The organism is Ensifer sp. LC11 (genome assembly GCF_001695835.1).
GTDB lineage: Bacteria > Pseudomonadota > Alphaproteobacteria > Rhizobiales > Rhizobiaceae > Ensifer.
The window spans coordinates 239,099-258,332 of record NZ_MBSO01000056.1; the positions used below are offsets into that span (position 1 = coordinate 239,099).

The following is a 19,234-nucleotide window of genomic DNA, read 5'->3' on the forward strand; positions in this document are numbered from 1 at the left end:
TTGCTCATTCAGCTGCCTCCCCGATCGTGTTGCGTGCCTTGCGGGCTGCGAGTTTTTCCTTGCGTTTGCGGTATCGCTCCTGCATCCGCGCCTCGCCTTCCTTGGAGCCGTCGTGCCAGGTGCCGAACCAGCGGTCGAGCGGGATCAGCGCGTCGCCGTAGTTCACCTCGAAATACTTGTGGTGCAGGTAATGCGCATAGGCATGGCTATCGACCAGCTTGCCCTCGCCGACCTCGACCTTGTCGAAACCGACATGGCCGGGAATGGCGCCGAAGCCCGCATAGTGAAGCTGGTAGAGCATCAGGATCGGGTTTGACGGCAGGATCAAGTGATAGAAAGCCGTTGCGAAATAGAGCAGGTGCTCGACCGGATGCATCGACAGCGACGACCACGGCGACGGGTTCACCGAATTGTGGTGGACCGAATGCACCCACTTGTAGAGCAGCGGCGTATGGATGAGCCGATGGATGCAGAAGAAATGGAACTCGTGGATAACAGGCACGACGAGCGCGACAACAGCAAGCGTCCAGGGATTGTCGGCGAAGGCGAGCCACGGCGCATAGCCATTGGCGTAGGCCCAGAGCATGGCGACCTCGACGGCCGTCCAGATCGTTACACCTGACAGAAAGGTGCGCAGGATGTTGTCGAGGTTCTGGCTCTCGAACCAGAAGGCCTTGCTCTTCTGCTCCGCTGGAAACTTGCCGTTGTACTTGAAACGGTTTTCCTGCCGCTTCAGCACATAGAGGTGCAGTTCGAAGGCGCCGTAGAACAGGAAGACGCAGACGGCGTTGACCGCGTAAAGCCAGGCGATCCAGCCGAGGCCCAAAGTCTGCATCGTCTCGATCGGCGGAATGACCCAGGCCCAATAGGCAACCGCCGAGGCCGCAAAGATCGCATTCCACGGAAAGAAGTAGTGCGGCAGCCACTTCAGGAGTGCCAGAACCCGGGGCGGAAAGGCAAACAGCGGCGCCGTCTCGATCGGCTGGTTCGGCGCCCAGTCGCCGCGCTTGTTGCGCGTTCCATACTTCAGATCATCCATGACGCTTCCTCCCGGCGGACCGCGTGCGTTCCGCAAAACTCACTGAGGAAGGAGAGCGCTCCTGGCGCCGTTTTCCGGTCCGGTTCCTCCAAAGAACCCCGGCCTCCTTCTTGATAAAAATCTAGCAGGCGGCGTTCTGGACGGCGAAGGCTTGTTTGATCAAATCAGATCAAAGGCTCTCGGCGGTGATGGTGACGAAGCGGATGGGTGCCTTGTCCGGCTCCATCTCGGAAAGCCCGATCCGGCGCAGGATGAGGTCGAGCGCGCGGCGAGCCTGCGCCTCGGGCGCCTGGTCGAGCACGACGTCCATGACGCCGTCGCCGAGCGCCTTGCGGGTATAGTCGGTCAACTCATGGCCGACGAAGAAGATTTCCTTGCCGCGTGGATGCCGGCGCAGCACGTCGATCAGCGCCGCGTTTGCGCCGCCTGCATTATAAAGCCCGACCATGTCGGGATACGTCTCAAGCGCCGATCGCAGTGTTTCGGCGCCGTAGTGCTCCTCGTCGCGGGTGAAGCCCAGCCACTGAAACCGGCGCTCGCCCGGATGTTCCCGGAAATAGTCCGAGAAACCACTCAGACGATCACGATGGACCTGATAGATCGGATGGCAGAGCGCGACGACGGGGCCGGTCCGGCGTGCCATGCGCGCGATGAAGAGCGCCGCCGTTCGTCCCGCGGCGTGATTGTCGATGCCGACGAACTCCCCCAGTTTCTCCGATGCCCGCGTGACGACGTGAATGACAGGCACGCCGCGCGCGACCACGGCTTCGACGGCGGCGCTGATCAAGGGATGGTTAGGCACCGCAAGGATCAGGCCCGCGCGCGGCGTCTCGGTCGCATCAATCCGCCTGGCGATCTCCTCCGGCTTCATCTCCTCGGTGAAGCTGCGATGCACGACGACGAGAGGGTCAAGCGTCTCGGCGATCCGCTGGAACGCCTGGGACAGACGGCGATAGAAGGTCGTCTCGGGACGCACCATCAGCACGTCGATCCGCAGCAGCCCGCGATGGGCATCGGGAAGCGTGCGCGGATAGTTCAGCGTCCGCGCCGCAACGACCACCTTTTCGACCAGTTCCGGCCGAACGCCGCCGCGCCCGTTCAGAACCCGCTCGACGGTCGCGGTCCCGACGCCTGCAAGCTCGGCAATGTCGCGATAGTTCGGCTTGCTCACCTTGGCTTCCCTCGCACGGGCCTAAGAGACATGTTTGTATCGCCTTAGCACGTGGCGGGGCCCGCCCGACAGAGTGCCTGCTTCCTTGGCCCTGCCCTCGCCTCCGCTCTCTCGTCGCCTATATCAACCGCTATCGAGAACCGGATCGAGGCATTCATGACCTATGAGTTGTACTACTGGGACGGAATTCAGGGCCGCGGCGAATTCGTGCGGCTGGCGCTCGAGGACGCCGGCGCCGATTATGTCGATGTCACACGCGTCCCTCATCGCGGCACCGGCGAAATGCTGAAGCTGATGAAGAGCACCAACCAGGCACAGGTCCCATTTGCCCCGCCTTTTCTGAGAGATGGCGACCTGACCGTCTCGCATGTGGCGAACATCCTTTCTTACCTCGGCCCAAAGCTCGGGCTCGCACCGGAGGACGAGGCGCTCCGCTGGTTCGCCAACGGCCTGCAACTCACCATCACCGACTTCATCGCCGAGGTGCATGACACGCACCACCCGATCGCGACCTCGAAATATTACGAAGAGCAGAAGGAGGAAGCGAAGGCCCGCGCGTTTGAATTCGTCGCGAACCGCATGCCGAAGTTTCTCGGCTATTTCGAGCGGGTGCTTTCGCAAAACCCTGATGGCGGCGGCCATGCGGTCGGCAACACCACCACCTATGTCGACCTTTCGCTGTTCCAGGTGATCGAAGGGCTCAGCTACGCCTTCCCGAAGGCGATGCGGCACTACGAGCAGCAATACCCCAAGCTTTTGGCGTTGCACGCCTCGGTGAAAGCCCGACCGAACATCGCGACCTATATCGCGTCGCCGCGACGCCTGGCTTTCAACGAAGACGGCATCTTCCGTCGCTACCCGGAGCTGGATATCGAGCCCTGAGGGATAGTCCCCTTGCTTCTCATGCGGCAGCGGCCTGCTGCTCGCGAAGGAAGCCGGAGATGCGCTGCAAACCTTCACGAAGAATGCTTGCGTTGTTCGCGTAGCCGATCCTGAGGTTACCCTCCATGTCCATCGCGCTGCCGGGCGTCAGCATGACGCCGGTACGCTGAAGCAATTTCAGGCAGAACGCCTCGGAGGTGATCGGCAGGTCGTATTTCAGCAGCGCCGTCGTGCCCGACTGCGGCTTGACCCAGGAGATCAGCGGTTCGCCCTCCACCCAGTCGGAGAGAACCGCGAGATTGGTGCGGGTGATGCTCTGACTGCGGGCAAGGATCTTATCCTTGTTTTCAAGGGCGATCGCCGCGAAATGATCGTCGAGCATGCCGACGCTGATGGTGTTGTAGTCGCGGTGAACGGAAACGGCCTGGATCAATTCGGGCGGCGCCACGATCCAGCCGAGGCGCAGGCCGGCAAGGGAAAAGGTCTTCGACATGCTGCCGGTGCTGATGCCCTTTTCGTAGAGGTCGGCAATCGAGGCCGTCAGGCCGTCGCCCTCCTGGTCGGTGCCGCGATAGACCTCGTCTGAGAGGATCCAGGCGCCACAGGCGCGCGCGATCGAGGCGATCTTTTCGAGATAGTCGCGATCCATCAGCGCGCCGGTCGGGTTGTTGGGATTGTTGATCGCGATCAGCTTCGTGCCGGGGATCGCGAGGCGCTGCAACCGCTCTAGGTCGGGCAGAAAGCCGGTCTCTTCCGTCAGTTTCAAGATCTGCGTATCGGCGCCGTAGCTTTCCGGGATCGAATAGTGCTGCTGGTAGGTCGGCAGCACCGAGATCACCCTATCGCCCGGTTCCACGAGCGTCTCATGCACCAGCGCATTGGCACCGATCGCGCCATGGGTGGTGACGACGTTTTCGATCGTCTGCTTCGCATAGAGGTTTGCGATCAGACCGCGCAGCCGTTCGGAGCCCTCGATCGCGCCATAGGTCAGCTTCAGCGGCAGCAGTTCGGACAGGATCGTATCCGTCTTGCCGGCCATTTCCAGGAGTTCCGCCACGGTCAAGGATTCGACGCAGGTCTCGGCGAGGTTCCATTCACAATGGTTCTCATAGCGGTTCATCCAGATTTCGACGCCGAAGTCGCGGATTTTCATGCGAAGGTCCCTTCGATCATTTGAGACGTGGCTTGGAGAATGCGTGCAGTTTCCAAGCCACGCTCGTTGAGCATTGCCGTTTGCTGTGACATGAACCAGTCATGCCGGCACGACTTCGCAGGCGCACTCCGTCGCTGTCGGAGGCCCCGGAAATGGCTGTGGCATTTGGTGGTTTGTCCCTGTAGAAGGACATTATGAGCAATATATTGCACAGTCAAGATCGATCCGACGTTTTGGCCCACGTCGCCGAAAATCTCAGGCGGATCCGCCTGGCATCGGGGTTGAGCCAGACGGCATTGGCAAAGGCGTCCGGCATCAGCCGTCGGATGATCGTCGCGGTCGAGGGTGGCGATGCCAATATCAGCCTCTCAAGCCTCGACAGCCTGGCGGCAGCCATGAATGTCGGCTTCGTCGATCTGGTCAGAGACCCGTCGCGCCATTCTCGCGACAACATCGACGCGGTAACCTGGCGCGGCCAGCAGGCGGAAAGCGAAGCGCGGCTGCTTGCTTCCGCCCCCGCCGCCAGCGAGGCCCAAATGTGGCTGTGGTCGATCGCGCCCGGCGAGCGCTATGACGCCGAGCCCGACCCGCAAGGCTGGCACGAGATGCTGTTGGTGACGGAAGGAACGCTGACGCTCGAGCTTGGCGGCGATCGCAAGTGCTACGCAAGCGGCGCGTTCACGGTCTATAGCTCGGCGCAGACCTATTCCTACGTCAATGACGGCGACGACGTCGTGAGGTTCGTCCGCAATGTCATCTCGTGATGCGGTAGCAAGGCAGAGGCGACATGCCGCACGGGCTACCGGGTTGCCAAAGCTGCTACTTATCGCATGTTTCCGCCGACAACTCCTCGATCGAGTCGACGCGGTCCGGGTAGAATGCCAGCCGATCCCTGATATCGGCGACCGCCGCATGCGGGCTTTCATAGGTCCAGACGGCGTTCTTCAACCGCTCGCCGCCGAACGGAATACTGTAATAAGAAGCCTCGCCCTTGTAAGGGCAATGGGACGCGTGATCCGTGCGATCAAGCAACGACATGTCGACGTCCTTGCGCGGGATATACTGCACCGGCGGATAGGACGCTTCGCGTAACGTCAATGCATCGCGCGTGTCGGCGATCACACGTGCATGCAGTTTGACGACGACACGCGCCGGGTTTGGCTCGATGGTGATCGGATGATCGGGGCCGGGAATCTTGATCGGTTTGTCGGACATGAACGATCGCCTTCGCAAGATTTCAAACTCTTTAGATGGGATCGCGCCCGCCGATTTCCAACCGCTGGCGACGAGCGGTTGGAAGCGATCGCGGCCCGCAACAACTCTAACAAGATGTGAGACCCGCTAGCTGCTCACCACTTGACCCGAAGGCCGATGTTGCCTTCGAGCACGTCGATCTTTTCGCCACCGAGATTGGTGGTGTAGTCGGCCGTGACATAGAGGCTTGCTGTTTCCGACAGCTTCGCGACCAGACCGCCGCCCAGTTCCAGCGCCGTTCCGCCCGTTTCCGTGACAATCGGATCCGTGCCGAAGGTCACGCGCTGGTCGGCGTCGAAATTGTGCCAGAGGTTGGCCTTCAGGTAAGGCTGGAAGGTTGTCGTCTCGGCGATCACTTCCCCTTGCAGCCGGAAGCCCAGCCGTCCGGTCACAGCATTGTCGCCGTCGAACTTCACGGTTGAAAACGCATCGCGCTGATCGTCAAGCGAGAGATGCTGCCAGATGATCTGCGCCTGCGGCTCCAGCGTCCAGTTTTCGCCGAGGGCAATCGGATAACCGGCTTCGAGCGAGGCGGTGACGCCGGTGCCATCGACCTCGACGCCGCTGCCGCCGATCGAGCGGGCGTCGCCGTCAAACCACGTGCCCATGAGCACGGCGTCGAGATACCAGCCACCGGGGCCAATATGCGTCCAGTAGCCGCCCAAACTGTTGGCCCTGACATCGATCTCGCCGACATGGAGGTTGTTCCAGCCGACCGCCTGCCCGGTGATATCGCCATCGGCACGCGCGTGACTGAAGAACACGCCGACGCGGTCGTGATGGCCGCCTTCCGTTTCCCAGCCGAAAAGATCCTGACCGATTTGGAAGCCCAGCAGATTGCCATCAAAGCCGGGATCGACGCTCCCCTTCCATTGCAATTCCGCCTTCTGGCCGAAGACGCGGCCCCAGCTCGCCGTCAAAGCGCCGGCGCCGTCGAGCAGGGACTGCTCGCCGCGCCGCTCATGGAAGGTGCCGAGGCTCGAAAGCGCCAGATACTCGGCGATCGGCGGGACAGCCGAATAGGTCGCCACTTCGACACGGTAGAGCGGCACGATCTCGACGGCGGTCGGTATGCCACCGATGTCCACGATTACGGTTTCGGGCTCCACAGGTGTCGCGCCATCGGACGGCGGCGCCACGCCCGGGCCTGGCGGAACGATGACGATTTCCGGTTCGACGACCGGCGGCACCGTCGGCGGGACTTGCGGCGGTACGACGATGATCGGCGGCACGATCTCGGGCGGCGGCGTTATCGGCGTCGGCACGACCACGAGCGTCGAGCGCAAGTAGAAATTCTGCTCTGATCCGGCTGTCACTCCGCCCCTGTAGAGCAAGTATTCGTGGGCCCCGGCGGCAACCCGGCCATTGAGCGCGAAGGCGCTTGCGGCCGACGTCGCGCCGTTGGCGAGTTCGACGACCATGATGCCGTTCGCAAGCGTGTCGGCACCAGCGCCGCCGGCGTTGACGACACTGATGGCCGTGGTGCCCGTCGCCGTACCGCCTGATACGACCAGCCGATCGGATGCAGAGGAGTCGTCGCCCAGCACGGTATCAAGCACCAACAGGCCACTGTTGCCGCTGTAGTTGCCATTGACCGTGAAACGATCGCTTGTGCTTGCGCCGACGTCTGACAGGTCGATGGTGCCGCTGTTGTTGACCGTGACCAACTGGCCGATCGTGGCCGCCGAGATCGCCGCGTTGGTACCGCCGCCGCGAAGGGTGCTGGCGGCATCGACATTGAGCGTTCCAGTTCCGGTGCCGCTGTCGCCGAGGGTCAGATTGCCGTCGAAGGTCAGCACGCTGCCAGCACGGGCATCGATGTTTTCCCAGCTTTGGAAGCGGGCCACGCCGCCTGTCTGGACGTCTTCCAATGTCAAGCCGTCGACGCCCAGGCCACCTGTCAGCGCGTCGGTCCCCGCGAGGTTGGCGCTGGTCAGATTGCGAAGCGTCGCAATGTCGGTGTCGGCCCCGAGGTCAATGCTGCCCTCGATGGTGCCGCCACCGTCCCACGTGAACGTATCCGTCCCGAAGCTCATCAGCACGTTGCCGCCGACAGCCCCGCCGGTCACCGTCACGCTGTCCGTGCCGCCGCTGACGCTGATATTGCCGCCGATGCTGCCACCGGAGAGAATGATCGTGTCGTTGCCGAAGCCCGTGACCAGGTTGTTGTCGATGGTGCCGCCCGACATGGCGAACAGGTTATCGTCGAGCAGCATGTTGACGCGGCCGATGCGCCCGCCGGTCATCACCGCGCTGTCGCCGTCGTCGAAGAAACCGACAATGTGGCCCCCCGACATGAAGAACGTATCGAGACCGGTACCCTGGTTCAGTGATTGCAGCGTGCCGCCGGTCATCGTGAAGCTGTCCCTGCCATCGCCCTGCTGGAGATTGGCGCTGATCGCTCCGCTGTGGATCTCGACGGTGTCGACACCTGCGCCGAAGGTTATGGCGCTGGTGATCGTTCCCGTGCCACCGGCCGGCAGAGTGAGCGTATTATTGCCGCCAAGATCCGTAAATCCGGCCGAGGTACCGCTGTCGCACACATAAATGTCATCGCCCGCAGTCGGCACGAAGGTGCACGCCGCGGCAGCCGGTAGGCTCTGAAGACAGAGGCCGACTGCCGTAGAAGCGAGCAGGGCGAGTTGTCGGGTCGAGAAAAGTCTCGTGGCCGTCAAACAGTGAGCGGGAAAGAAGGCGGATTCGTCCGCTGTGGCCTCGTGATGCATCGTCTCCCCCTCGTTCGCAATATCTGACGGTAGAACGGCGCAATCGGCACCCCATTCCCGGTTGCGAATTTCAGCCATGGGCTGCGCAATCTGACAACCGTCAAATTTTGGGGTGTGCGCGCCTTAGCGTTGCGCAAAGCGGACCGATGTCTTCGCGATCGCAGAACAGCACAGGCAATCTTGTCTGCCGGCCATGTGCGCCTTGGCCGATTGACATTGTCTGTATCCTGGATACAATTTGCCTCGATCTTGGAGGGATCGATGAACCAATCCTTCGAATGGCGAAGCCAGTCACGCCTTCTCGACGAAGTGGCACAGGCCCTTCGCGAACGCATCTATGCCGGTGTTTACGCGCCCGGCGCGACACTGCGCCAGGAGCGCATCGCCGCCGAGTTCGGCATCAGCCGCACGCCGCTGCGCGAAGCTTTGCGGGTACTCGAGCGTGACGGGCTCGTCGTCAACAAGCCGGGTAGCGGCGTGAGGGTCGCGACGGCCGACCTGCCGAAACTCCTGGACGCCTACGCGGTGCGCGAGGCAATGGACGGAGTGGCTGCGCGCAACGCCGCCGAACGCGCGACATCGGCCGAAATCAAGGACCTGTCAAAGCAGGTCGAACGGCAGCGCAAGATCGTCGAACGCTGGGATCCCGGCGCCTACACCCAGTCCAATGTCGTCTTTCACGAGGCGATCGTCAGTGCCTCGCGCAACGCGTCGTTGGCGCCGCTCGGACCGCTTCTGCGCATGACCTCGCAGGTCTTTGCGCCGGCCTTTTCGCTTTCGAGCGAACGGGCGAGCACGGCGGTCGCCGAACACGGGCTGATCGTCGAGGCAATCGCGGCACGAAACCTCGACGAGGCCGAAAAGCTGGCGCGCGCCCATATCAACGCGACGGCAATGAGATTGAAAGCGCTCCTTGAGGCGCGCGAGACTGACAAAGAGGCATGACGTGAAGACCTACGGCAATTTCATCGCGAACAACTGGCAGGATGCATTGGGCGGCGACACCATCGCCGTGCGGGACCCTTCCAATGGCCAGGAATTCGCGCGCATCGCCCGCGGAACCCGGGAGGATATCGATCTCGCGGTGCGCTCCGCACGCGCTGCTCTGGCGGGCGACTGGGGACGCATGACGCCGACCGAGCGCGGCCGGGTGCTGAGCCGGATTTCGGCGGCGGTCTTGCGCAACATCGACCTCCTGACCGAGCTTGAGGCGCGCGATGTCGGCAAGCCGCTGACCCAGGCGCGCGCCGACGTCGTGGCGCTCGCCCGCTACCTCGAATTCTATGGCGGCGCTGCCGACAAGGTGCACGGCGACACCATCCCCTACCAGAACGGCTTCACCGTGCTGACCGTCTATGAGCCGCATGGGGTCACGGGGCATATCATTCCCTGGAACTATCCGATGCAGATCCTCGGCCGCAGCCTCGGCGCAGCACTCGCCATGGGAAATGCGGCGGTGGTCAAGCCGGCCGAAGAGGCTTGCCTGACGATCCTGGAATTCGCACGCATCGCCCAGGAAGAAGGCCTGCCATCAGGCGCGCTCAATGTCGTCACCGGCTTCGGCTCGGAAGCGGGCGCGGCCCTCTCCGCACATCCTGACGTCAACCACATCTCCTTTACCGGCTCTGTTCGCACCGGCGAAATGGTGCAGGCGGCCGCCGCGAAGAATGCCGTGCCGGTGACGCTCGAACTTGGCGGCAAGTCGGCGCAGATCGTCTTTGCCGATGCCGATCTCGACCGCGCCGTTCCCTTCCTGGTGAACGCCGGCATCCAGAATGCCGGACAGACCTGCTCGGCTTCGTCACGCATCCTCGTCGAGCGCGCCGTCTATGAAGAGGTTGTGGCGCGGATGAGCGAACGGTACCGCGCGCTGAAGGTCGGCCCGGCGGGCGCCGATCTCGCTGTAGGTCCGGTCGTCTCGCAGAGGCAGAAGGCAATCATCGAGGACTTTCTCGCCGGTGCCGTAACGGATGGCCTGAAGGTTGCGGCCCAAGGCGAGATCGTCGCCGATGCTCCGGCCGAAGGCGCCTATGTCGCCCCCACCCTTCTCCGTGACGTGCCGCATGAACACCGCACCGTACAGGAAGAGATCTTTGGCCCGGTGCAGGTGATCATGCCGTTCGACGGCGAGGACGAGGCGGTTCGGCTCGCCAACGGCACCGCCTACGGTCTCGTCTGCGGCGTCTGGACCAATGACGGCGGCCGTCAGTTGCGGATAGCGCGCGCCGTGCACGCCGGCCAGGTCTTCATCAACAACTACGGCGCCGGCGGCGGGGTCGAGCTGCCCTTCGGCGGCGTCAAGAAATCCGGCCATGGCCGCGAGAAGGGTTTTGAGGCCCTCTACGGCTTCGCCAGCATGAAAACCATTTCTGTCTACCACGGCTAGAGCAAGGAAACGCGCGGCTTTCCGCTCGCTTCCCGCTCTGACCTATGATCCCTCGGGAGGAACACGTGTCACTAGAAGGTAAAGTCGCTCTCATCACCGGTGCAGGCTCCGGCTTCGGCGAGGGCATCGCGAAGCGCTTCGTCGAAGGCGGCGCCAAGGTCATCGTCGTCGATCGCGATGCCGCCGGCGCCGAACGCGTCGCCAAGGAGCTCGGCGCAAGTGCTTTTGCCGTGGTCGCCGATATCTCCAAGGAGACGGACGTCGCGGCCGCGGTTGCCGCAGGTCTCGAGAAGTTCGGGCGTGTCGACATCCTCATCAACAATGCTGGCATCGGTCACAAACCGCAGAACGCCGAGTTGGTCGAGCCTGACGAGTTCGACCGCATCCTCGGCGTCAACGTCCGCGGCGTCTACCTGATGACGCGGGCGCTGCTGCCGCACATGAAGGAAAACAAGGCGGGCGTGATCGTCAACATCGCCTCGACCGGCGCCAACCGGCCGCGGCCGAACCTTGCCTGGTACAATGCGACCAAGGGCTGGGTGGTCTCGGCCACCAAGGCGCTGGCGATCGAGCTTGCCCCCTTCAACATCCGCGTCGTCGCGCTCAATCCGGTCGCCGGCGAAACGCCGCTGCTTTCCACCTTCATGGGCGAAGACACCGAGGAGATCCGCAAGAAATTCCGCGACTCCATTCCGCTCGGACGCCTGCTGAAGCCCGAGGATCTCGCCGAAGCCGCCGCCTTCGTCGCCTCGCCGCAGGCATCGATGATCACCGGCGTGGCGCTCGATGTCGACGGCGGACGCTCGATCTAAAGCATGTCGCGCAAACGTGCACAGCGGTTTTGCGATAACGATATGCGATAAATCAAAGACTTAAAGCGCGAAGAGCGAATCCGAAAGATCGCGACGCGCTTTAAACTGGGACTATAAACAAACGAAACCGCAAAGCGGGGGAACCATGATGAACTTGACGAAATGGGCGCTTGCCTCGTGCTTCATCGCCGCGTCGCTGACGACGGCGATGGCCAAGGACACGATCACCGTCGGCCAGGTGCTTGAGCCGCCGGGCCTCGACCCGACCGCCGGTGCCGCAGCACCGATCCGCTACATCACCTACGGCAACCTCTTCGAAGGTCTCGTCCGCGTGGTGGAGGACGGCAGCGTCAAGCCGCTGCTTGCCGAGAGCTGGACGGTCTCAGAAAACCAGAAGACCTACAGCTTCAAGCTTCGCCAGGGCGTCAAGTTCCACGACGGCACGACTTTCGACTGCTCGGTGGTAAAGTTCTCCTACGAGCGCGCGGTCGCAGCCGATTCCACCAATGCCCAGAAGGGCCTGTTCGAGCCGATCGAAAAGACCGAATGCCCGGATCCGGCAACCGCGGTCGTGACGCTGAAGCGCCCCGCCTCCAACTTCCTGTTCAACATGGCCTGGGGCGACGCTGTCATGATCGCGCCGTCGTCGGCCGCCGACAACAAGACCAAGCCGGTCGGCACCGGCCCGTTCAAGTTCAAGGAGTGGGCGAAGGGCGACAAGGTCGTGCTCGAAAAGAACGCCGACTACTGGGGCGAACCGGCCAAGCTGAGCGAAGTGACCTTCAAGTTCATCAGCGACCCGTCCGCTGCCGCTGCCGCCGTTCTTGCCGGCAATGTCGATGCCTTCCCGATGTTCCAGGCGGCAGAACTCGTCAGCCAGTTTGAGAGCGATCCCAACCTGCAGGTCGAGGTCGGCAGCACCTCGGGCAAGGTGGTTCTCGCGCTCAACAATGCCCGCAAACCCTTCGACGACGTGCGCGTCCGTCAGGCGCTCGCCCATGCGATCGACCGCAAGTCGCTGGTCGAAGGCACCTATTCGGGCCTCGGCACGACGATCGGCTCGCACTATTCGCCGGTCGAACCTGGCTATGTCGATCTCAACGAAACCTACCCCTATGACCCCGGCAAGGCGCAGCAGCTGTTGCAGGAGGCCGGTGTCCAGAATCTCGAGATCACCATCATGCTGCCGCCGCCGGCCTATGCGCGGCGTGGCGGCGAGATCATCGCGGCGATGCTCAGCGAAGTCGGCGTGAAGGTGAACCTCGTTCCGATCGAATTCGCGCAGTGGCTCGACCAGGTGTTCAAGAACTCGGACTTCGACGCCACGATCATCGCCCATGCCGAGGCCCGCGACCTCGATATCTATGCTCGCGACAAATACTACTTCAACTACCAGAACCCGGAATACAAGGCGCTCTACAAGTCCTTCACGCTCGCTTCGACCGAAGCCGAGCAGATGGATCTCGCAGGTCAACTCCAGCGCAAGCTGGCGGCCGACGAGCCGAACGTGTTCCTCTACGCGCTGCCGAAGATCGGCGTCTGGAACAAGAAAGTGAAAGGCCTCTGGAAGAACATGCCGGTGCCGGCCGACGACCAGACCCAGACCTATTGGGAAAATTGATCATTTCGTTGGAGCGGGATGCGGACGAAAAACCGCATGCACTTTTCCTCATCCCGCTCCGGCATTCGCCCTCCTCGTTGGGGCGGACGCAGATCTGCCGTTGACCGACGCACCCGGCGCCGGTCAGCGCTCGCTCTTTCCGGGAGGTTGATGTGATTTCGTTCATTGGCGGTCGCCTCGTGTCGCTCGTTCTGACGACGCTTACCGCCTCAGTCATCGTCTTTCTGCTGATGCAGGTGCTGCCCGGCGACCCGGCGGTGCTGATGCTCGGCATGAATGCCGACGCCGACGCGATCGCCGCGCTGCACCGGCAGCTCGGTCTTGATCAGCCGATCTGGATCCGCTACCTCCACTGGATCGGCGGCTTCGTCGTCGGCGACTTCGGCATGAGCCTCACCTATTCCGTGCCGATCCGCGAACTGCTCGGCCCCCGCATTCTGGTGACGCTGCCGCTTGCTTTGCTCTCGATGGCAATCTCCGTCATTGTCGCCATCGCCATCGGCGTCTATGCCGCCGCCAATCGCGGCAAGGCCGGTGACACCGTCGTCATGGGCATTGCCCAGGTCGGCGTCGCCATCCCGAATTTCTGGCTGGCACTGCTCTTCATCCTGCTGTTCGCACTGAAGCTCGCCTGGTTCCCGGCATCGGGTTTCGCCGGTTGGGAAGGCGGCATCTGGAACGGCCTGCATTCGCTGATCCTCCCGGCCTTCGCACTCGGCCTGCCGCTTGCCGCCATTCTCGGGCGCGTGACGCGCTCGGCCGTCATCGAAACGCTCGGCGAAGATTTCATCCGCACCGCTCGCGCCAAGGGGCTCAGCCGTTCAGGCGCGCTCTGGAAACATGCCGTACCGAACGCATTGATCCCGGTCGTCACCATCATCGGCCTGCAGTTTTCCTTCCTGCTCGCCGGTACGATCATCATCGAGAACGTCTTCAATCTCCCGGGCATCGGGCGTCTCGTCTTCCAAGCGATCGCCCAGCGCGATCTGGTGACCGTGCAGACGCTGGTGACGCTGCTTGCCGCGTCGGTCATCACCATCAATTTCCTCATCGATCTGGTCTACGGCTATCTGGATCCACGGCTGTCGAGAGGAGGCCACTGATGTCCGCACCCGCAGTCGCCTCGGAGCCCCGCCTCATCTCCAAGCTCATCGGCAGCCGAAACCTGACGATCGGCGCGACCGTCACCCTCGTCCTCGTGGCGATGGCGGTCGTCTCCTATGTCTGGACGCCCTATGCGCCGACCGCGATGAACTTCCGCGACAAGCTGCAGGGGCCGAGCTTCAGCCATTGGTTCGGTACCGACAATTTCGGTCGCGACATCCTGTCGATGATCATGGTCGGCGCCCGCAACTCGATCAGCGTCTCGATCGTCGCAGTGCTGGTCGGTGCCGGCATCGGCGTGCCGCTCGGCGCCTGGGCTGCCGCGCGCGGCGGCTGGGTCGATGGCCTCGTCATGCGCATGAGTGACCTTGCCTTTGCCTTCCCGGCGCTTCTGACCGCCGTCATCATCACCGCAATCTTCGGCCCTGGTGCCACCAATGCGATGATCGCGATCGGCATCTTCAACATTCCCGTCTTTGCCCGCGTCACCCGCGGCGCCTCGATGGGCCTCTGGAAGCGCGAATATGTGCAGGCCGCACGCTGCGCCGGCCGCGGTGACGTCGCGATCACGGTTCTGCACATCCTGCCCAATATCAACCACGTGTTGCTCGTCCAGGTGACGATCCAGTTCGCCTTAGCGATCGTCGCCGAAGCCGGCCTTTCCTATGTCGGGCTTGGCACCCAGCCGCCGATGCCGAGCTGGGGCAAGATGCTGAACGATGCCCAGACCTTCATTTACCAGGCGCCCTGGCTCGCGATCTTCCCGGGGCTGGCGATCACTTTCGCCGTGCTCGGCCTCAACCTTTTAGGCGACGGCCTGCGCGACATTCTCGACCCGCGCGTAAGGCGGCAACGATGACCAAACCCTTGCTACAGATGGCCGGCATGTCGGTCGAACTCTCGGCGGGCAAGAGTCAGGTCGATATCGTCTGCGACATCGATCTTGAGCTCAACCGCGGCGAACGCCTCGGCATCGTCGGCGAATCCGGCAGCGGCAAGTCGATGACGGCACTTGCCGTGATGGGCCTCTTGCCCCAGCGCATGCGGGTACGTGGCGAGCTTTTGTTCGACGGCCGCAATCTCGCCAACCTGGGAGAAGCCGACTATTGCGGCTATCGCGGCCGGCGCATGGCGATGATCTTTCAGGAACCGATGACGGCGCTGAACCCGGTGAAATCAATCGGCGCCCAGATCGCCGAAGGGCGGCGCCTGCATCTTGGTGAAACCAAAGCTGATGCCGAGAAGAAGGCGCGTGCCCTTCTCGATCGCGTCGGCCTGCCGGCGCCACGCTTCGATCTCGACCTCTACCCACACCAGCTCTCCGGCGGCCAGCGCCAGCGCGTCATGATCGCCATGGCGATCGCCTGCGAACCGGACCTGCTGATCGCCGACGAGCCGACGACGGCACTCGACGTGACCGTGCAGGCGCAGATCCTCGATCTGCTCGACGAACTGATCGAGGACACCGGCACGGCGCTGATGCTGATCACCCACGATCTCGGCGTCGTCTCGGAGATGACCGACCGCATTGCGGTCATGTATGCCGGCCGCATCATCGAAACCGGACGCACGGACGACGTCTTCGCCCGCATGGCGCATCCCTATGCCCGCGGTCTCTTTGCCGCCTCGCCGCACGGCGCGGCCCTTGCGCCACGTCAGGCGGGTGAAGGGCGGCCGAGATTGAACGCCATCCCGGGCATCGTTCCGGATCCCTTTGGCCGGCCGCCGCACTGTTCCTTCGCCGAGCGCTGCGCCTTCGTGCAGACGGATTGCCGTCATGCGATCCCGCCACTAGATCTAATCAATACCGATGGAAATGTGCCGCATCGCGCCGCTTGCTTTCATCCGCGTGAAAGGATGGTCGCACCATGAGTGAGGTCATCCTCAAGACCACCGATCTGGTGCGCGAATACGACTTGCCGCGCCCGTCGATTTTTTCGAAGCAAAGCCGCCTGCGCGTCCTGCACGGCGTCAGCATCGAGCTGGCGGCGGGTCAGAGCCTTGGCATCGTCGGTGAAAGCGGTTCCGGCAAGTCGACGCTGGCGCGCGCCGTAATGGGGTTGGAGCGCCCGCAATCGGGCGAAGTCGACATCGCCGGCAGGAACATCTACGCGCTCGACCGCACGGGCCTGCGCGAGGCACGCAAAGGTTTCCAGGCGATCTTTCAGGATCCCTACGGCTCACTCGACCCGCGCCACACGGTGAGAACAATCATCTCTGAGCCGATCGTCTCGCTGGAACGCGGGACGAGCACCGCCGAGCGCAACCAGCGCATCGCCGAAGTGCTGGAGGCGGTCGGCCTGCCGCTCGCATCAGCCGACAAATACCCGCACGAGTTCTCCGGTGGCCAGCGGCAGCGCATCGCCATTGCCCGCGCGCTGATTACGCGGCCGGCGCTGATCGTCGCCGACGAGCCGGTCTCGGCGCTCGACGTCTCGATCCAGGCGCAGGTGCTGAACCTGATGATGGACCTGCAGGAAAGGCTCGGCCTTTCCTACCTGTTCATCAGCCACGATCTCGGCGTGGTACGCGCCATCACCGACCGGGTCGCCGTCATGCATCTCGGCCGGATCGTCGAGGAAGGCCCGACGAACGACGTGTTCGACAAGCCGCGCCACCCCTATACCCAGGCGCTGGTTGCCGCCGTGCCGAAACCCTTCTCCGGCCGCCGCAAGCGCGTGCGCTCTGACGCGCCGCCGCAGACGCCGGTGCATACCGCAACGACCACGGCCGGCTGCGCCTATGCCGCCGTCTGTCCGGTGAGGCAGGAGATCTGCCTGACCCGCACGCCCGTGGCCAAGCCGGTAACGCCGGCCTGGTCCGCCCGCTGTCATTTTGCCTAGAGTCCCAAGCTCTGCAGTTCCCCGGAATTGCTCCTATTGCAGGAATTTTTGCCATGTCCGAACTCGCCGATTTCTCCGCCGTCGACCTTGTCGAGGCATACCGCTCGAAAAAACTCTCTCCGATCGAGGTCACAGAGGCCGTCATCACCCGCATCGAAGCCTCGGAGCCGAAACTCAACGCGCTCTGGGCCTATGATCCGGTCGAGGCGCGCAAGGCCGCAAGAGCATCGGAGGAGCGCTGGGCGAAGGGTGAGCCACTCGGCGCAATCGACGGCGTGCCGGTGACGATCAAGGAGAACATTGCGACCAAGGGCACCGCCGTGCCTCTCGGCTGCGCCGCCGTGTCGCTGACGCCAGCTACCGCCGACGCGCCGCCGGCGGCCCGCACCCGTGAGGCGGGCGGTATTCTTCTCGCCAAGACCACCATGCCCGACTACGGCATGCTTTCCTCTGGCCTTTCGAGTTTTCACAAGCTTGCCCGCAACCCGTGGGACCTCTCGGCCAATCCGGGTGGTTCGAGCGCCGGAGCCGGAGCGGCAGCGGCCGCTGGCTATGGCCCCTTACATATCGGCACCGATATCGGCGGCTCGGTCCGCCTGCCGGCCGGCTGGTGCGGTGTCGTCGGTCTCAAACCATCTGCCGGCCGCGTCCCGATCAACCCGCCCTTCATCGGCCGGGTCGCCGGCCCGATGACCCGCACGGTCGCCGATACCGCCCTCTACATGTCGGTGCTCTCGAAGCCGGACGCCCGCGACACCATGGCTTTGCCCTATGCCGATATTCCCTGGCTCGACCTTGATCGTGACCTCAAGGGTCTGAAGATCGGCCTCTGGCTCGACGCCGGTTTCGGCCAATCGGTCACCGAGGAAACGGAACAGGCGGTCAAGCGGGCAGCCAGGCTTTTCGCCGATGCCGGCGCGATCATCGAACCGGTCGGCCCATTCCTCACCCGTGATATGATCGACGGCCTTGACCGCTTCTGGCGGGCACGTGGCTGGGAGGACGTGTCGCGCCTTTCGCCGGAAAAACAGGCGCAGATCCTGCCCTATATTTTCGACTGGATCAAAACGGCAGAGAACTTCTCCGGCCGCGAGGTCTATACCGGCTTCGCCCAGATCGAAGCCATGCGCAACGCGCTGCACACCGCACTCGCCGGCTACGATTTCATCCTGTCGCCGACCGCGCCGACCGCGTCCTACCCGGCCGAATGGGCCTCGCCGGTCAATGACCCACAGAAGCCATTTGAGCACATCGCTTTTACCGTCGCCGTCAACATGGGCGGACAGCCGGCGATCTCGATCAATTGCGGCTATACCGCCAATGGCCTACCGATCGGCCTGCAGATCATCGGCCAGTCCTTTGACGATATCGGCGCCCTGCGTCTCGCCCGCGCCTTCGAAGCCATGCGTCCCGAGCAGCGGCCCTGGCCGAAGGTGGCGGCATGAGCGACACGATGCGCTACACCGTCGAGAGCGGCGATCTCGAAAACATCGTCTCTCGCCTGCTCGATATTGTTCGCCGGCTCGGCGTCACCGTTTCGAAACTTGCCGTCGAAGTTGACGGCGGCAAGGCCAATCTTGAGATCGCCGTTGCCTCCGCCTCTCACGCTGTGACGAATACACTGCGCGAACGCATCGGCCAGATCGAAGGCGCGCGACCGGTCCCCGAAACGGGGAAACGCGCAGCGTCGTAGTGCCGGCACGTAATCACCAACGCGGCTTGGCCGCTTCAGATCAGACTAGACACAGGAGTGCCGAAATGGCCCGCAAACTTTTCATCCTTCCCGGCGACGGCATCGGCCCGGAAGCCATGGCGGAAGTCCGCAAGATCATCGCCTACATGAATGCCGAGCTTGGCGCCGGCTTCGTGACCGACGAGGGCCTTGTCGGCGGTTCGGCCTATGACGCCCACGGCCAGGCGATCTCGGAAGCGGACATGGAAAAGGCGCTTGCCGCCGATGCGGTGCTGTTTGGCGCCGTCGGCGGTCCGAAGTGGGATGCGGTGCCCTATGAGGTCCGTCCGGAAGCCGGGCTGTTGCGGCTGCGCAAGGACCTCGAACTGTTCGCCAACCTGCGTCCGGCGATCTGCTATCCGGCGCTGGCCGCCGCCTCGTCGCTGAAACCGGAACTGGTCGAAGGCCTCGACATCCTGATCGTGCGTGAACTCACCGGCGGCGTCTATTTCGGCGAACCGAAGCAGATCATCGATCTCGGCAACGGCCAGAAGCGCGGCATCGACACCCA

Annotated in this window: 18 protein-coding genes; 13 read left to right on the forward strand and 5 right to left on the reverse strand. The window is 63.3% G+C overall.

The genetic code is table 11. The features are described 5' to 3' along the window. Nucleotides 1–4 precede the first annotated feature (4 nt). Together BBX50_RS26680 and BBX50_RS26685 are read right to left on the reverse strand one after the other, a co-directional pair. Nucleotides 5–1,039: a sterol desaturase family protein gene (locus BBX50_RS26680; RefSeq protein ID WP_065778290.1), complete on the reverse strand. Its 1,035-nt coding sequence runs from the start codon at nucleotides 1,037–1,039 to the stop codon at nucleotides 5–7. Between the two features lie 169 nt (nucleotides 1,040–1,208). Further along, a complete protein-coding gene (locus BBX50_RS26685) occupies nucleotides 1,209–2,210 on the reverse strand; it encodes a LacI family DNA-binding transcriptional regulator (protein ID WP_065778291.1) in 1,002 nt (333 codons plus the stop codon). 156 nt (nucleotides 2,211–2,366) lie between these two features. On the opposite strand from BBX50_RS26685, the gene BBX50_RS26690 reads away from it, so the two are divergent. Further along, entirely contained in the window at nucleotides 2,367–3,092 is a 726-nt protein-coding gene (locus BBX50_RS26690) for a glutathione S-transferase (RefSeq protein ID WP_065778292.1), read from the forward strand. 19 nt (nucleotides 3,093–3,111) lie between these two features. Here the strand turns inward: BBX50_RS26690 and BBX50_RS26695 are convergent, their stop codons facing one another. Then, a complete protein-coding gene (locus BBX50_RS26695; protein ID WP_065778293.1) occupies nucleotides 3,112–4,245 on the reverse strand; it encodes an aminotransferase in 1,134 nt (377 codons plus the stop codon). Between the two features lie 194 nt (nucleotides 4,246–4,439). Here BBX50_RS26695 and BBX50_RS26700 point away from each other — a divergent pair, with 194 nt between their 5' ends. Next, the gene (locus BBX50_RS26700) at nucleotides 4,440–5,009 is read left to right on the forward strand and encodes an XRE family transcriptional regulator (protein WP_065778294.1); all 570 of its coding nucleotides are present in this window, start codon (nucleotides 4,440–4,442) and stop codon (nucleotides 5,007–5,009) included. Between the two features lie 55 nt (nucleotides 5,010–5,064). Here BBX50_RS26700 and BBX50_RS26705 read toward each other — a convergent pair whose 3' ends face one another. Together BBX50_RS26705 and BBX50_RS26710 are read right to left on the reverse strand one after the other, a co-directional pair. Next, complete coding sequence (locus BBX50_RS26705) at nucleotides 5,065–5,460, reverse strand: DUF427 domain-containing protein (protein ID WP_065778295.1); 396 nt, start codon at nucleotides 5,458–5,460, stop codon at nucleotides 5,065–5,067. A 134-nt stretch (nucleotides 5,461–5,594) separates the two neighbouring features. Continuing rightward, a complete protein-coding gene (locus BBX50_RS26710; RefSeq protein WP_083213807.1) occupies nucleotides 5,595–8,225 on the reverse strand; it encodes an autotransporter outer membrane beta-barrel domain-containing protein in 2,631 nt (876 codons plus the stop codon). A gap of 261 nt (nucleotides 8,226–8,486) precedes the next feature. Here BBX50_RS26710 and BBX50_RS26715 point away from each other — a divergent pair, with 261 nt between their 5' ends. The 11 genes from BBX50_RS26715 to BBX50_RS26765 form a co-directional block, all read left to right on the forward strand. Then, entirely contained in the window at nucleotides 8,487–9,170 is a 684-nt protein-coding gene (locus tag BBX50_RS26715) for a GntR family transcriptional regulator (RefSeq protein ID WP_065778296.1), read from the forward strand. Between the two features lies 1 nt (nucleotide 9,171). Next, on the forward strand, nucleotides 9,172–10,611 hold the full coding sequence (locus tag BBX50_RS26720) for an aldehyde dehydrogenase family protein (protein ID WP_139108391.1): 1,440 nt from the start codon (nucleotides 9,172–9,174) through the stop codon (nucleotides 10,609–10,611). A 65-nt stretch (nucleotides 10,612–10,676) separates the two neighbouring features. Continuing rightward, complete coding sequence (locus BBX50_RS26725; protein WP_065778298.1) at nucleotides 10,677–11,423, forward strand: SDR family oxidoreductase; 747 nt, start codon at nucleotides 10,677–10,679, stop codon at nucleotides 11,421–11,423. A gap of 145 nt (nucleotides 11,424–11,568) precedes the next feature. Then, entirely contained in the window at nucleotides 11,569–13,044 is a 1,476-nt protein-coding gene (locus BBX50_RS26730) for an ABC transporter substrate-binding protein (protein WP_065778299.1), read from the forward strand. Between the two features lie 152 nt (nucleotides 13,045–13,196). Continuing rightward, the gene (locus BBX50_RS26735) at nucleotides 13,197–14,147 is read left to right on the forward strand and encodes an ABC transporter permease (protein ID WP_065778300.1); all 951 of its coding nucleotides are present in this window, start codon (nucleotides 13,197–13,199) and stop codon (nucleotides 14,145–14,147) included. Then, a complete protein-coding gene (locus BBX50_RS26740; protein ID WP_065778301.1) occupies nucleotides 14,147–15,007 on the forward strand; it encodes an ABC transporter permease in 861 nt (286 codons plus the stop codon). The genes BBX50_RS26735 and BBX50_RS26740 overlap by 1 nt, the downstream gene beginning before the upstream one ends. Continuing rightward, nucleotides 15,004–16,020, forward strand: a complete 1,017-nt coding sequence (locus BBX50_RS26745) for an ABC transporter ATP-binding protein (protein ID WP_065778302.1) — start codon at nucleotides 15,004–15,006, stop codon at nucleotides 16,018–16,020. Before BBX50_RS26740 ends, BBX50_RS26745 begins: the two co-directional genes overlap by 4 nt. Next, the gene (locus tag BBX50_RS26750; RefSeq protein WP_083213806.1) at nucleotides 16,017–16,991 is read left to right on the forward strand and encodes an oligopeptide/dipeptide ABC transporter ATP-binding protein; all 975 of its coding nucleotides are present in this window, start codon (nucleotides 16,017–16,019) and stop codon (nucleotides 16,989–16,991) included. The genes BBX50_RS26745 and BBX50_RS26750 overlap by 4 nt, the downstream gene beginning before the upstream one ends. A 53-nt stretch (nucleotides 16,992–17,044) precedes the next feature. Further along, entirely contained in the window at nucleotides 17,045–18,436 is a 1,392-nt protein-coding gene (locus BBX50_RS26755) for an amidase (RefSeq protein WP_065778303.1), read from the forward strand. Beyond that, nucleotides 18,433–18,684: a hypothetical protein gene (locus BBX50_RS26760; RefSeq protein WP_065778304.1), complete on the forward strand. Its 252-nt coding sequence runs from the start codon at nucleotides 18,433–18,435 to the stop codon at nucleotides 18,682–18,684. Before BBX50_RS26755 ends, BBX50_RS26760 begins: the two co-directional genes overlap by 4 nt. A 65-nt stretch (nucleotides 18,685–18,749) precedes the next feature. After that, nucleotides 18,750–19,234: isocitrate/isopropylmalate family dehydrogenase (locus BBX50_RS26765; protein WP_244515133.1), on the forward strand; the 485-nt coding region annotated here is incomplete at its 3' end.